The organism is Jiella mangrovi, from assembly GCF_017815135.1.
In the GTDB taxonomy this organism is placed as follows: Bacteria; Pseudomonadota; Alphaproteobacteria; order Rhizobiales; family Rhizobiaceae; genus Jiella; species Jiella mangrovi.
The window spans coordinates 303305-316430 of record NZ_JAGJCF010000001.1; the positions used below are offsets into that span (position 1 = coordinate 303305).

Annotated in this window: 15 protein-coding genes; 10 read left to right on the plus strand and 5 right to left on the minus strand. The window is 60.2% G+C overall.

The genetic code is table 11. From position 1 onward, the window contains the following. Positions 1-152: 152 nt before the first annotated feature. Both J6595_RS01335 and J6595_RS01340 read left to right on the plus strand, forming a co-directional pair. Positions 153-329 carry a hypothetical protein gene (locus tag J6595_RS01335; protein ID WP_209592653.1) on the plus strand — a complete coding sequence of 59 codons (177 nt, stop codon included), beginning with the start codon at positions 153-155 and terminating at the stop codon, positions 327-329. Then, positions 319-1044 carry a GNAT family N-acetyltransferase gene (locus J6595_RS01340; protein WP_209592654.1) on the plus strand — a complete coding sequence of 242 codons (726 nt, stop codon included), beginning with the start codon at positions 319-321 and terminating at the stop codon, positions 1042-1044. The genes J6595_RS01335 and J6595_RS01340 overlap by 11 nt, the downstream gene beginning before the upstream one ends. Before the next feature lie 75 nt (positions 1045-1119). Here J6595_RS01340 and J6595_RS01345 read toward each other — a convergent pair whose 3' ends face one another. Beyond that, positions 1120-1392, minus strand: a complete 273-nt coding sequence (locus tag J6595_RS01345; protein ID WP_209592655.1) for a hypothetical protein — start codon at positions 1390-1392, stop codon at positions 1120-1122. Between J6595_RS01345 and J6595_RS01350 the strand changes: the two genes are divergently transcribed. The 7 genes from J6595_RS01350 to J6595_RS01380 all read left to right on the plus strand — a co-directional run bounded on the left by J6595_RS01350 (position 1360) and on the right by J6595_RS01380 (position 6787). Further along, positions 1360-1941, plus strand: a complete 582-nt coding sequence (locus tag J6595_RS01350; RefSeq protein ID WP_209592656.1) for a hypothetical protein — start codon at positions 1360-1362, stop codon at positions 1939-1941. The genes J6595_RS01345 and J6595_RS01350 overlap by 33 nt on opposite strands. Continuing rightward, positions 1938-3626: a type IV secretory system conjugative DNA transfer family protein gene (locus tag J6595_RS01355; protein WP_209592657.1), complete on the plus strand. Its 1689-nt coding sequence runs from the start codon at positions 1938-1940 to the stop codon at positions 3624-3626. The genes J6595_RS01350 and J6595_RS01355 overlap by 4 nt, the downstream gene beginning before the upstream one ends. A 222-nt stretch (positions 3627-3848) precedes the next feature. After that, positions 3849-4199 carry a hypothetical protein gene (locus J6595_RS01360; RefSeq protein ID WP_209592658.1) on the plus strand — a complete coding sequence of 117 codons (351 nt, stop codon included), beginning with the start codon at positions 3849-3851 and terminating at the stop codon, positions 4197-4199. Between the two features lie 4 nt (positions 4200-4203). Beyond that, positions 4204-5403, plus strand: a complete 1200-nt coding sequence (locus J6595_RS01365) for a hypothetical protein (protein WP_209592659.1) — start codon at positions 4204-4206, stop codon at positions 5401-5403. Further along, positions 5400-5852 (plus strand): hypothetical protein, encoded by a 453-nt coding sequence (locus tag J6595_RS01370; RefSeq protein ID WP_209592660.1) that lies wholly within the window; start codon positions 5400-5402, stop codon positions 5850-5852. The genes J6595_RS01365 and J6595_RS01370 overlap by 4 nt, the downstream gene beginning before the upstream one ends. Positions 5853-5864: 12 nt before the next feature. After that, a complete protein-coding gene (locus J6595_RS01375) occupies positions 5865-6359 on the plus strand; it encodes a hypothetical protein (protein WP_209592661.1) in 495 nt (164 codons plus the stop codon). Between the two features lie 11 nt (positions 6360-6370). After that, on the plus strand, positions 6371-6787 hold the full coding sequence (locus J6595_RS01380; protein WP_209592662.1) for a hypothetical protein: 417 nt from the start codon (positions 6371-6373) through the stop codon (positions 6785-6787). 45 nt (positions 6788-6832) lie between these two features. On the opposite strand, the gene J6595_RS01385 is transcribed toward J6595_RS01380, so the two are convergent. Then, positions 6833-7564 carry a hypothetical protein gene (locus tag J6595_RS01385; RefSeq protein WP_209592663.1) on the minus strand — a complete coding sequence of 244 codons (732 nt, stop codon included), beginning with the start codon at positions 7562-7564 and terminating at the stop codon, positions 6833-6835. Continuing rightward, a complete protein-coding gene (locus tag J6595_RS01390; protein WP_209592664.1) occupies positions 7561-7917 on the minus strand; it encodes a hypothetical protein in 357 nt (118 codons plus the stop codon). The genes J6595_RS01385 and J6595_RS01390 overlap by 4 nt, the downstream gene beginning before the upstream one ends. A 176-nt stretch (positions 7918-8093) precedes the next feature. Between J6595_RS01390 and J6595_RS01395 the strand changes: the two genes are divergently transcribed. Next, positions 8094-8759, plus strand: a complete 666-nt coding sequence (locus J6595_RS01395; RefSeq protein WP_209592665.1) for a recombinase family protein — start codon at positions 8094-8096, stop codon at positions 8757-8759. Positions 8760-8845: 86 nt separating this feature from the next. On the opposite strand, the gene J6595_RS01400 is transcribed toward J6595_RS01395, so the two are convergent. Together J6595_RS01400 and J6595_RS22395 are read right to left on the minus strand one after the other, a co-directional pair. After that, a complete protein-coding gene (locus J6595_RS01400; protein ID WP_209592666.1) occupies positions 8846-10843 on the minus strand; it encodes a UvrD-helicase domain-containing protein in 1998 nt (665 codons plus the stop codon). Between the two features lie 3 nt (positions 10844-10846). Further along, positions 10847-12901 carry an ATP-dependent nuclease gene (locus J6595_RS22395; protein ID WP_209592667.1) on the minus strand — a complete coding sequence of 685 codons (2055 nt, stop codon included), beginning with the start codon at positions 12899-12901 and terminating at the stop codon, positions 10847-10849. Between the last annotated feature and the right edge of the window lie 225 nt (positions 12902-13126).

The window sequence follows — 13126 nt, forward strand, 5'->3', positions numbered from 1 at the left end:
AGCCGTCTCGCAAAAACGTCACAGAAAATGCAACCGGGACGGGGACTTAGCAAAGTCCGGACTTGTCCCCCAAAATCCGTACTTTTGTCCGGTATGCAATTTTGACGGCCCCGCTAGGCTGCCTTCATTTCCATGCGAATGAAGGAAACGACATGACCACGAGTTCGAACCGCATCCACAAACACTGTCCGCTCGTTGAGGCCGTCCTGGACCGGCTTGTCGCCCAAGAACGGCGCATTCAGGAACTTGAGCGCGAGAGGATTGAAACCGCCCGCCTTGTTGGCCAAGTGATTATGAACCAGCAGGAGGGCTCATCCAATGACTTTTGAGCCCGCGAATGAAAACGGAGCCGCTTCTGGCGCGGCTCCGGTTCGGTTCGCACTGGAAGGCGCGACGACGATTTTCGTCAATCGCCATTCCGGCTTGATGTTGAGCTGCATTGAGCCGTTTGCAAACGCCGAAAGCCTCGATGAAACGAGCAATGCCAAGCGGCTATTTGACCGGACGCGTTGCGATAAACGCGGTCATGCGTTCCTGCGCGACTACCGTCCCGCCGACCTGCTCGATAGGCAAGCGGTGCTTGTCGTCGCGAAGGACGGCGGCCGCACGGCTGGAACGGCTTTTGGTTGTCCGCTGGGCGAGCGCGACTTCAAGATCGGCGGGCTTGTCGTCGATCCGGCCTATGCCGGCCAAAAGCTGGCGACGGGCTTGATCGCGGCCCTCGTCCTGCACGGTCAGACTGTTCATGGGCAGTTTCGGGAAATCATCGCCGGCATCCGGCGTCTACCGGACGACCGGTTGAACGAGGCGTCGCGGCGCAGTTTTGACCGGCTCGGCTTCCTTTTGGAAGTCGATATCCAGAAGGTCGAGCTGTGCGGCACGTATGAGGACCGTCATCTCATGTCCTCGGCGGAGTTCGCGGACGGCAGGGCACCCTATGTCCGCCGCCAGTGGATGGTCGCGGAGGGGTCAATCGCAGAAGCCCATAGCCGGGCGTTCCTGCGCCAGTGGACGCAAGCGGTCTTGCCGCTGCCGCTCACGTGACCGGCTTCACCCGGCCGGCGGCAGCCGTTGGCTGGGTTCCTTTTCCGGCCTCGCGTCGACATCCGCCGGCGGACCTCAATTCAGGCTTTTCCGCCTGATCTCGGCGATCAGATCATCCAGCCGATCGGCTTGTTCGCCGAATATCGCGGCGACGGTCGCGCAATAATCCCGTAGCACGAACACATCGTTTTGCCGGGCCAGGCGGCCCAGCAGGGCTTGGGCGGCGGCGTAGGCCAGTTCCGCCGTGTCCAGCCCGTACCGACCTTCAATCTCGGCAAAGCCCGATTGAAGCGAACCCTCGATCCGGGGATCCGAATGGGACGGCTCGTCCCGCAGCTCTCCATCCATCGCAATTTCCTTTCTCAAATCAAAGAGGTGGCAGTCATGCCCAATGATGATCTCAAACCTTGGCGCTCGCGCGCAAATTCCGACTTCTCGCGCAAGGTCGATGGGCCGGACCGGCAACGCGAAGCGCCCGACATGCTGGGACAATTTCCGGACCGCGACGAACTCGATCAGCGCATCCGCCAGCTCGATCCCGACAACCGGGCGAAAGTCGATGCCATCGTCCAGCACGGTCAGGACCGGCTCGGCCGGGAGATGACCGCGCAGAAGCGCTCCCGGCAGTTTCGGGAGATGCGGGAAGAGAACCAGCGGCTTCGCGATCTCGTCCAGAATCATGTCCGGGAAATCGACGGCATTCCGTTCGATGCCAAGGAAGAAATCGCCCATATCAAACAGCAGGCGCAACGCGCGGTCGAGGATCGCGAAGAGCATTATCTGGAGAACGTCCGCACCGACGTGCGCTACTCGATCGAGCAGGCACTGCACGAGGCGGAACACCCCCAGCAGGACCACGGCAACCGGGACCATGACCGGGAGGACCCGGATCGGTGAGCCCGTTCTGGTCCGGGTCCGCGCTCGCTGTCGCCGCTCGGGCGACGGCGGCCGGGCTGACACTCTGGGCACTGGGCGCCTTCGCCCAAGGGCTCGGCTTTTCGTTCGTCGCCTGGTGCGCCTATGGGCTGCTAGCATACTTCGGCCTCGCGGCGGTCTGGTATCTCGTCCGGCGCTGGCGGGACGCCCGTGCCCTGGCGGCCGTGCTGGAGCCGACCGGCCTCTACGGTCATGGCCATATCGCGGATGAAGCCCACGTCGCCGAATACGGACTTGCCGACCCGTCCTATGACGGATCGGGCCTTTTCCTCGGCGCGGTCGGCCAGACCATCCTGAGCTACAAGGGATATTCTCACGTATCGGTCCGCGCGCCGAACGGCGGCGGCAAATCGGAATCTCTTGTCATGACCAATTGCCTTGGCCTTGGCGCCGACCGCAATCTCGTCGTGACGGCCAAAGGCGGCGAGGTCGCCAGCATCACGTTGCGTCACCGGCGCGACCGTCTCAAGCAGAATGTCGCGATCATCAATCCGTGGAGGATCGACGATCTGCCGAACTTCGATTTCAATCCGCTTCAAGTGCTGGTGCGCATGGCCGCGACCGGCGATCCCGAGATCGTCGATTTCGCGCGGGCAATCTTCTCCGTCCTGGTCCCGGAGCCCGAACAGTCGGGCGACAACAAGTTTTTCCGGGAAGCCGCCAAGGACTTGCTGGTGTGGCTCGCCATCGCCCTCGCTTATTGGGAGGCGGAGACTGGTGAACTGGTCTGCAACCTCCCATATCTCTACCGCGTCATCGGCGGCGGTGATGAGAGTCTCGGGCCCTGGCTCGTCCGCATGCAGTCCACGGACGCCGGCAGCGGTCTTCTGAAGGTCGCGGCCGGCCGGATCACGGCGAAGGCCAAACGCTCCGAAAAGACCTTCGAGAATGTCCTGAGCGAAGCGCAGAATGCGCTGGCGATTTTCGACCCGCATGGGCCTTTGGGCCGGGCGATGGAATATTCCGACTTCGATCCGCAAGACCTCAAGAACAAGAAGATGTCGATCTACATCGTCGCGCCGCCGGAGAAGCTGATCGGCGAGTACGGCAAATGGATGGGACTGGTCGTCGATGTCCTGATCCGCACCTGCCTGCAGGCACGCAAGGCGGAGCCCCGCGTGACGTTCCTATTGGACGAGTTCGCCAACTTATCCACGACAGCGCTGCCCGCTATTCTGCCCGCCCTTTATATCGGCAGGGCCTATGGGACTCAGATCGTAACCTTCGTCCAGGACCGGCGCTCCTACGAACGATACGGCAAGGAATCTTCCGCCTTCGATACGCAATGTGACGTGATCTGCAGCTGGGGTGTGCGCGACCTGAACGATGCCGAGTGGATCGAGAAGCGCAGCGGACAGGCAAGCGTCATCACCGAATCCGGCACTATCCCGGCTGACGCATCCTCCGGCGATCTCGACACAGGCCGGGCCTCGATGGGCCTCTCCGAAAAAGCCATCCCGGTCATCCGCAAGGACCAAGCGATCCAGCTTCCGGACCACACGCACCTGATTTTCTACAAGAACAAGGCCCCGATCCTGGCCGATCTGATCAGCTACAAGATGGTCGATCCGTGGGTACGGCAGGCCGATATTCCGCAGGGCGATCCGGAGCGCTTCCCGATCCGCTTCAAACTCAAAGGGCGCTGACAAGCGGCTGGTGAGCGCCGTATCGGCGCTTCGCCTCCGCGCATCCTGCCTCTTTTCCTGACGATGCGCCGCTGACGGCAGGGCGTCACCGCGATCCCGTCTCCCCTTCCGCCATGCGTCCCGCGTGGCCCGACCCGTCGCGCCGCTATCCAGGCGTGACCCTGCCGCCGCTTGGCCCAAAGCGCGGCTTTTCCTCCCCAACCACCAAAAAAGGAGATTTCAATGCGCAAGCGTAAAATCCCGCGCGGCGGCGTGCTCGATGCCGTCGATAGCGTGCCCATCACGCGAAGCCGCGCCGCCCCCGGCTTTCTGCCGTCCGCCTTCGCGCTGGTCACCATGCCGCTGGTTCTGGCCGCCGTCGTTCACCAGACCGGCCTCCCGGCCCTTCGCTTCCAATACACCTACACCGGTACGCGAGAAGCGCGGCACGATCTCAGCTGCGATTACCTGACCGTCACCGGCATCCGCCGCGTCAGCCCGCCCCCCTACGGCATCAACCAGTGCGGTGTCATCGCCTGGTTTCCGGTCGAGTGGGACCGGCTCCCCATCCCCTTCATGTCGTCCGGAGACTGATCCCATGCGAAAAGCAACTATTCTCGCCGGCCTCATGGTGCTGGCGCTCATCTCGGCACTGGCGAACTATGTCGGCCTCGACATGATGATCGGCTCCGACAGTCTGTGGTGGAAGGGGTTCAGCGCCGTCATCGCCTTCGGCGTTTTCGTGACGATCGCGCTCTTCTGGCACATGGCGTTCGCGATCGTGCCGGACTTGCCCCGGCTGCGGGATCGCATCGCGGGGTGGGTCACCACCTATGCCGGTGCGGCCTTCCTAGTCGGCCTCTCGACGCTGTGGAACGTGGCGGCCCTCGGCGGCAATGAGGCGCGCGACGCCAGCCTGTCCGGCACGGTCGCGTCGGTCGAACGCTTTTTGGCCGACACTCTCTCGACTTCCGCGGATTTCCAGCCGCTGATCCTCTCCCTCGGCCGTCTCGACAGCGAACTTACGATGAAGTCCGATTGCGAGCGCACGGCGGGCTGTATCACCGGCAGCGCCGGCGCAGGCGGGATTTCCGCGCTTATCGGCCAACTCGCCTCCAAGGCCAAAACCATCAAGGGCTCGGCGGAGGAAGCGCAAACCGTCTACGCGAAGCTCGGCGAGCGGGGCGCGGCCTGCATCGCGACAATGCGGGTCATGGCCAATTCCGGCGCCACGATCGAGGACCGCGCCGAAGGCGTCGCCCAGGGCGCCGATTGCGTCAATCAGGTAGCCGCCGAACTCCAGAATATCGAGGCCGGGCCGTCCATCCGTCATGCCCTCCTCACCTTCACCGATGGCGCCATTCTGCCGATCACGATCAAGACGGACAAGCAACGCGCGGCGGCGGATGCCGCGCTGGCCGGAATTTCTCAGACGGCGGCAAGCCTCGCGGGCTCGATCCCCGAGGTGAGCGCGGCGCAACCGGAACCGCCGGTCATCGCCCGGCCCAATCCGATCCAAGCCGTCCTGACGCATTACGATGCGATCCTGCCCGCCTGGGTCACCGGTATCAGCCTCGATCTCGTGCCGCTGGTGCTCCTCTCCTTCCTCTCGATCCGCGCAGCCGCCGATCGGGTGAATCCGGAGGCCAGGCTCCTGCGCACGCCGCTTGGCGACGTGCTGGATTCGGCGAAGCTGGTCGAGCGCATCGGAGCGCATCGTCCGGGAACGGTGGAGTACCTGCCGCCGGAACGCACGCCGCCCGGCTTCTTCTTTCCGCCGCGGAGAAAGCGGTCATGAGGGGGGCCCTCTTACTCCTGCGCGATTACGCCGCCGTCTATCTGACGGCGGCCCTCGTCGGCTCCCTCGTTGCCGCCGACATGATGAGCGCGTCCGGCCTGACCGTATCCGATCTCTGCGCCAGGCTGGCGCGCTGGCCGGACACGGCCAGCGCCGGAAAGCCCGGCGAAGTCCGGAACTACGTGCTTTTCACCGAAGTGCCGTTTGAGGGGCGCACGGTCGTCACCGGCACCCGCTACGCTTCGAACGGCGATCAGACGATTACCGAGCAGTGGTGCTACCTGAGCGGAGACGACAGGCCGGGTGCCATTGCCTCGCGGTTGCCGCTCGCGACCAAAGTGAACGGCAGCGTCACTCTCTCCCCCTTCAAGCGCGATGCCCTCGCGGTCTTCGGCCTCGACCGGGACGCCGTGAGGGCCCTCGTCGCGTCTCACTGCCGGTTCCAATGAAAGAGGTTCATCGTGTTCGAACGCCTTACCCACCTGTTTCCGCCCGCGCTCCTCGCCGGCCTCGCCATCTATGGCGGGGTCTGCTTTCTGTGGCTCCAGCCGATGGTCGAACGGCGGCTTGCTGCGCGAAACTATATCCCCGCCTGCGAGCGCGGATTGCTTGTCGCCGCGAAGGCCAGAGATAACCGGCAGCGCCAGGCCGAAGACGATGTCGGCTTGCTTCTCGACATGCTGCGCCAGACGCCTTTCGGCCAGATTCCCGGCGCGATGGAGCCCGTCGAACGGATGGGCGAATATGCCCGCCGCAAAGCCCGGTTGCCCGAGCGAACGATCGATCACAGCTCCCTTTGTGCCTGCGCGGTCGGAACGGCCTTCGCGGGCCAGAGCTTGCCGATGCTGCTCCACGTCATGAGCGGGCGAACATACAGGCCAGCGTCTCTCGATAATCTTCCAGGCGATACCGCTCGCGCGCTGCGATCCGGTACGTGCACCTATGCCGGCACATAGAGGAACAAGCTATGGACCCCATCCTCCTCGCGGTACCCCGCTATGGTGTCACCGTGACAGCGCGGTTTCTGCGCACAAGGCTCAAGGACCAAGCGCTGGCACCGATCACCGCCGTCCGTATCGGCCGCGACCCGCTATGGCTGGCGCTCGCCAGCGGCCTTGGTCTGGCGATGTTCGGGTTTCAGTTCGGCGATCTGCTCTATCCGGGTGAACGGGCGGCGCTGATGATGATCGGCGTTCTGCTGCTCGCCGGCGGCTATGCGGTCGCCTCGCTCCATCTCGGCACGCCGCATGTCGAACGCACCATGCTGTGGGCAGACATCTGGACGATTCGCAAAGTCCGGGACGCTCTCGCCGAAGCACGCGCCACGGGCGAGCGGCCGGCAGGGGGAGTCATGGAAATGGAAGATGAGGCGAAAGAAGGATGACCCGCCGAAAGCGCGCCTCATGGAGGCGAGCGCAGAACCGGAAATCTAAAGGTTCAGCGTCTCGAAGCGGTTTGCCGGAATAGGCGTTTCCGCTGCCGGAGCGATGGACTTGGTGAAGCTGCCTGACAGGTTCGGAATCTGCGGCTCCTCGTAACCGGGCATGTGGCGTTTCACTGCGTCCGGCATCTCGAAATCCAGATCGTCTTTCATCTGATCGAGGTCGGCCTTGCTGATTCCGTCCTCACCGAGTCTCTCACGCGCGACGTCGAGCTTTTCCTGATATTCGAGCAGTTCGCTGCGCTCGGCTTCAAGGCTCTCCCAATTATCGAGCTGGGCTTTGTACGGCTCCCATTTCGTGTGGAAGTCGGCGATTTCGTCGGGACTGAGGACGCTGGGATCAAGCTCGGCACCGAACTCATCGAAAACTCGGGTGCCGTCTTCGGTCTTGAAGACCCGGCGTCCGTCTTCGCTCACGTAGGCCTTTGCCAGCATGTCATCGAGCCGCTCTTTCGCCGCATCGAGCTCGACGCGATTTTCTTCAATCGCTTCAACGACAGCCGTGTCATAGGTATCGAGCTGAACTTCGAACTCGGCGATCTCCACGTCCGTTGCCAGTACGACCGCGCTGATGGCATCCAGCGTATCGTCCAAACGGTCGGACGCTTCATCCTTCCGGCGTTGTTTCTCCTGCTGCTGACGAAACTGCACCTGCCGGCGGTGCCATTCGGCGCTCTCCGAAAGGGCCTTGTTCCAGCTCGCAGCAACGTTCAGGTTCATTCCGCCCCGCATTCCCGCTTGATCAGAGCGTAGATGATGGCAGCCGGGTATTTGTCGCGGTAATTCGAGTAGGCCGACATCACCTGACGAACGGCCTTCTCATTGTCTGCATAGTACCAGTCGTACATGCATTGGACGCGCGGGCTTTCGCCGCCCGCCTGCAAGGCTGTGTGGTACATCAAGCCTTCGAGGATTCCGGAGGTATAGGCGCCCACTTCACGCGATTGCATGTTGTCGAGAACGACGCCCGCCGTCATCGCGGTGTCGGCCTGAGCCGCGCCGCCCATGAAAAGCATAGCGCCAGCAACGGCGCTGATATTCTGTGTGGCTGATGCGGTATTACGACCCCACATAAAGGACCGTTTTCGTTTATTATTTGCAAGTAGCGCACGAATTTATGTATAATCTTGATAGTAATAGGATTTCCGCGAATTTCGCGGGGTTGCCCGGTCTGACGGGCGCAGAGCACGGAAAGGGTCGATTATGTGGCGCAAATAGCGTCAATCAGCATATCAAATCACTGATTTAGATGAAAAAGATTGCCTACATACGTGTGTCGACCACCGAGCAGCGTCCCGATCGTCAGATTGATGGGCTGCAGGACATCTGCGACGAGCTTCATATCGAAACCTTGTCGGCTGTCAGTAAGCAGCGGCCTGTCTTCGACACGGCCCTCCAGCGCCTTGAACCTGGCGACATATTCGTCGTCTGGGACCTTGATCGGGCGTTTCGCTCGGTCATCGATGCACTCACGGAAGCCGAAAAGCTGCGCGAGCGCGGCGTCGGGTTCCAGATCGCCAATCTCAGTATCGACACGACTTCACCGGCTGGGATGTTTGTCTACACAATTGTTTCAGCCTTGGCGGAATTCGAGCGGCGGACATTGTCACAGCGGACCAAAGAGGGACTGGAAGCCGCCCGCCGACGCGGCAAGCGCCTTGGAAGGCCCCCGAAGATCAGCCCCGAGCAACTTGAGAAAGCCAAGGAACACCTAAAGAATGGAGTTACGCCCAGCAGCGTCGCAAGCGAATTCGGTGTGGCCCCGTGGAGCCTTCGGCGCGCATTGAGGCGAGGCCCCTTCGCAAATGTCCAATTGCCCTCCGAAGAAGTGGACAATGTTGACCTCACTCGCTCCGCAAAATCTGAAATAATCCGAAAAGCTGCCAATCTTTTGAAAGAGTCCGCGAAATCATAAGCTGATTGCAATGGTGGTCGTAAGAGCATTTCGGCCGGGCGGGAAGCAGTGACTAGTGCGAGTAAAACGCCCGCCAAGGCAGGTGGTTATGTCCCCGCCGGTGTGCAGCAATCGATAATCATCCATCCGCGCGTCGCAAGCGTGGTTAGCTCTTCTTCGTCGAAGGAGTCCTTACGCATGGCGAGACACAGCAGGTGTGTTGGGCGAGTCATCGCGACGTAGTGGAGCTTAAGTCGCTCGCGCATGCGGGAGCCTTCGTCGACTCGTTTGCCTCGACGATTTATCCACGAACCACCAGATTTTGTACCCAGCAGCCACGGCTTCAGTTCGCTCAGATGATGCCTATGGTAAAAGCTTTCGAGCACGAGTGTCGCCGTGTGTGTTTCGCCTTTTACTGAATGGATGGAGCCTAACCGAATGCGCACTTGCGGCGCGTTCGGGGGGTAGACGAACAGATTATCTGCACGCGCAACGTTCGTAGGTTCTCCTTCGACGGTGGTCTGCGGCTGAAGGGCCGTCAAGAACGCTATGACATCGCCGTTCAATTGGGCAGCACCGCTTAGTTGCCTCACCACTGCCTGGATGTGTATCAATGCCTCCGTCTCCCAAATTGGAGTAGAGATATCTCCTTGGTGGGTCAGGACAACCTCTAATAGCGCTTTGTAGCTTGTCCCGGCATCGTTATCGTCGAGCATTTCCAAGACGCGCCTGTGGGGAGACTTGCGAGAGATACGGCCGTGCGTGCTGCCAGCGAGCTCGCTTGCGGCAAGCAGCGCCGCCGCAGTTGCGTTGACCAGCATGTCGGTGTTGCCACTGCCCGCTGTCTCAAACCGTGCTCGCGCAAGATATTGCGCGAAGCTACCCGGAGTGGATTCTTTTCTCACGCATGTCGGATCGTAGCTTGGCACGTAGTGTCCCATAGCTCGCGGAACATTATCGTCATCACCGAGCTCGTGTACCCCGGCAACTGCGGTAAACACGCCGGTCGCGAGTGCGTCTGCCTCAAAGTTGTCTAGAAGGTGCTGGCTATACCGCGCTAGAACCGCTTGCACTGACTCATCATCAAACAGGAAAATCGTTGGCGTCTTCGGGTCGGCATCAAGTTGGTTCGGTGGTCCATCACCGACTAAAGGCTGCGGTACGACACCTAAGCCCTTCACATGGTCCGCGAGCTCCTGACCGAAGCGATAGCTGCGTGGCATTGGGTGTACGTTTTCGCTAGGGAAGATATCTGTTGTGGCTCCGCTTTGCTTTGAACTCGCATAGATGGCTTGATTGGAGTCACCGAACCGCTGCCGGCATGAAGGTGCCTCTCCCTCGCAGAATATGCGATGCAGCAGTGCGGACTGCGCTTCGCTATTGTCCTGAGCCTCATCAATGAAAACGAGAGGAAAGCGCCTACGAAGCGTGGAGATCGCCTCGGGATGCTGGTCGAGCAACTGGTTCGCCCATATGAACATCTCGTCGAAGCAGAAGTAGCCTTGTTCGCTGCACTCCTGACGTGCTTTCACAATTGCCTGGTAGGTATGCGTATGCGGCCCGAACTTACCAATCTTTTCGCTGCCGTAGTTTGGCTGTGTGTAGATCAGGCAGGTTTCCGCCAGATTGGCCCGCGCCAATGCCCAACGCGTTTTGCGCGGCAGTAAGGCCCAACGCTTTGAAAGTGCAATCGGCGTATCGACGCAACGCACCTCGAAACCCTTCGATCGGAGCCAGGGCAGCGCCAGAAACTCATTTATGAACGAGTGGATCGTGCCGACAAAGTGAGGGTATCGTGTAAGCGCGATGCCCGCTGCCGTATTGCTGAGCTTCGAGTTGATCTCGTTGCGAGCGGCATTGGTGTGCGACAACACGCAAATTCCCTGCTGTCGGTCCGACCAGCGCATAGCTAGCACCGCCAACTTCGCAACCAATAAGGTCGTTTTACCGCTGCCCGGGCATGCCTCGAAGTCGACGGTGTCGAGCCGCAGCATCGCCTCAAGGCGGCTGCTATCGCTATTAACTGGTGCGAATCCATCCTCACCCAGCCCCATGAGCGCCGCCGCCCAAGGCACATCCTCTTCGCGAATTAGATTGGCGAACATCGCTCAGACCGCCGCATCGGAAGTTGCCGGCGGACTTGACTCGCCTGCAACGCCTTCCTCAGGTGCTAGAAAAATGGGCTCAGTGACATGCTCGATGGCGGCGACAATATATGGCGGAAGCGCCGCGCGTAGCCGTCCAGCATCGAGCACGCCGTTTGCAATGTCCCTTTCGAGCAATCCGGCGAGATACTGCGCGCCGATTGCCTTAGAAGCACCGTCAGCTTCAAAAAGCGCATAGACGTGCGAGGCAAGCGTTGATTGATCATAAGCATCATCAATCAACGCCTGATAGGCATTGTCGGCGGCGGTGAGAATGTCGTCTTGATTGGTGATGCCGGCGTTGAGCTTGTCATCGGAGAGAGCAAGGGAGGCTGCGCGGTAGACATTCTTGCCGAGTCCGTGAAAGGCGAGGTCATATTCGAGCGTCCATTCGTCGGCGACGAAAGTTTCGACCTTCTGACCCGATGCCTTGGCCCTAAGCGCGGCCCGTCGCTTCTCGAGCTCATCGCCTGCAAAATCTGAATTAACCCGCCACCGTCGCCTAGAAGGCGGACGTGCCGGTATGGGCTGGTCGGCTTCGAGTTTTCCGACGATCCAAGGCGCGTTGTTCGGCATTACGTCCATGTCCGTGATACAGGCCACAGGAATGTTGATGACGCCGTCTCTTGCTTCGTCCTTACGCATGAAGACTCGCGCGAAGCGTCCGAGCCCGACGCCGCCGACATTGACGATTGATACCCCGTGGTAGTGGAAATCGCGGCCGAGCAGTCTAGCAATCACGGGCAGCAGAATATTTTCCGCGTCGCCTTCAACAATAAGTACCGCTCGGGCGAAAAATAGGTTCGCTTTGGTTACGTCGAGAAAGCGTTCGAGAAATCGATAGTCTGAGGCGCTAAGCTGCGTCTTGCCTTCTGACAGGGGGAACGCACGCCCGCCCTCGATCAACGCAAGATTTTTGAGATGTAAGTCGGAAGCAAGGTTGGGGCTATGCGTTGTGACAATGATCTGAATGCGTTGTCCGTCCGCACGCTCCTTCTCCGCCTGTTCCTGTAAGAACGACATCAGACGAAGCTGACGCTGTGGGTGAAGATGCGCCTCCGGCTCTTCGATAAGCAGAAGTGGGAAACCGTCGCTTTCGGCCGCAAGTAGCAGCAACTCGCACGCCATAAATAGCAGGTTATTGGAGCCGAGCCCACGAGTATGCGTACTCTCGGCATCCGTAGATGTAGTCAATGCAAGCTCAAGCTTTTCTAGCAGTTGGCGCAATCTGTAACTGTCTTCGTGACCACCGGCTACACCAATACGCGCCTGCAAAAGATCATTAGCAAATGATAGTGGTTGCAAATATTCTTCATTCAGACGCTTCCGAGCCTGCCTAATACCTTCACTCTCCCCAAACAAATGGTTAGCGTAGTCTCCCAAACCTAGCACACTGAGCCCCTTTGGGTCGTCTGGCGGATCAGCGAGCTTGTTGAACGGGGCGCCAGTGTCGCGAATTTCCGTGGTGTGCTGAAGGATCTGTGACAGCCGTGATCCTCGCCCAGCGCCCATCGCCCGCTCAGCGTCGCGCAAAGGCCGCAAATAAGTCGCCGTCAACAGGGATCGTGCACCTAGGTCGAGCAGAGGACCGTCGCCTTTGGGGCCGGTGCGCCATTCGGGCGGGAGCACGCGGCGCGAACTGCCTTGCTTAGCATTTCGCTTCGCCAGCCACGTTACAATCAATGCGGTATTAGCGCCGCCATTGCTTGCCTCATAGGTAAGAAACTCAGCGAAAGCGCCACGATCGGAAGCCGTCAATCCGCGAAAGGTGAGCCGAATTGTAATTTGGTCAGCTCGCTCTCCGCCGGGCGTCGCCTGATGAAAGTCCATCGGATCAGCGCGTAGTACATCCTGGTCGCGAGTCCCAAGGACTAAACGAAGCGCGTCAATTACCGCAGTCTTGCCGGCATCATTCTCGCCGACCAGCGCCGTAAGCCCAGGCCGGATTGGAAGAACAAAGGCCTGATCGCCCGCACCAAACGAGCGGAAATTTTCAATTCGAATTTCTGCGATGTACACGGCATCCCCCTCTACCGTTATTCTACCAGCGAGAGCAAAGATGATAAACCCACTTCTGCAGGTCGCAGCGAAGTCCTAGTGGGCAAAAGATTCGTCAAGGAAAAAGCAGTAAACAGTCTGACTGAAATGAATCAGCGCCGTCGGCGGGGGTAGTCGCTCACGTTGGCAAAAAATCTCGCGATTTCTGGATATTTCGGATATCATTTATGGATGTCTCGATACAGC

Bases quoted from the DNA above. Each gene is read 5' to 3' on its own strand.
- J6595_RS01390 (WP_209592664.1), bottom strand. From the start codon at position 7,917: ATGTGGGGTCGTAATACCGCATCAGCCACACAGAATATCAGCGCCGTT.
- J6595_RS01370 (WP_209592660.1), top strand. From the start codon at position 5,400: ATGAGGGGGGCCCTCTTACTCCTGCGCGATTACGCCGCCGTCTATCTG.
- J6595_RS01345 (WP_209592655.1), bottom strand. From the start codon at position 1,392: ATGGATGGAGAGCTGCGGGACGAGCCGTCCCATTCGGATCCCCGGATC.
- J6595_RS01395 (WP_209592665.1), top strand. From the start codon at position 8,094: ATGAAAAAGATTGCCTACATACGTGTGTCGACCACCGAGCAGCGTCCC.
- J6595_RS01380 (WP_209592662.1), top strand. From the start codon at position 6,371: ATGGACCCCATCCTCCTCGCGGTACCCCGCTATGGTGTCACCGTGACA.
- J6595_RS01385 (WP_209592663.1), bottom strand. From the start codon at position 7,564: ATGAACCTGAACGTTGCTGCGAGCTGGAACAAGGCCCTTTCGGAGAGC.
- J6595_RS01360 (WP_209592658.1), top strand. From the start codon at position 3,849: ATGCGCAAGCGTAAAATCCCGCGCGGCGGCGTGCTCGATGCCGTCGAT.
- J6595_RS01335 (WP_209592653.1), top strand. From the start codon at position 153: ATGACCACGAGTTCGAACCGCATCCACAAACACTGTCCGCTCGTTGAG.
- J6595_RS01340 (WP_209592654.1), top strand. From the start codon at position 319: ATGACTTTTGAGCCCGCGAATGAAAACGGAGCCGCTTCTGGCGCGGCT.
- J6595_RS01365 (WP_209592659.1), top strand. From the start codon at position 4,204: ATGCGAAAAGCAACTATTCTCGCCGGCCTCATGGTGCTGGCGCTCATC.
- J6595_RS01400 (WP_209592666.1), bottom strand. From the start codon at position 10,843: ATGTTCGCCAATCTAATTCGCGAAGAGGATGTGCCTTGGGCGGCGGCG.
- J6595_RS01350 (WP_209592656.1), top strand. From the start codon at position 1,360: ATGGGACGGCTCGTCCCGCAGCTCTCCATCCATCGCAATTTCCTTTCT.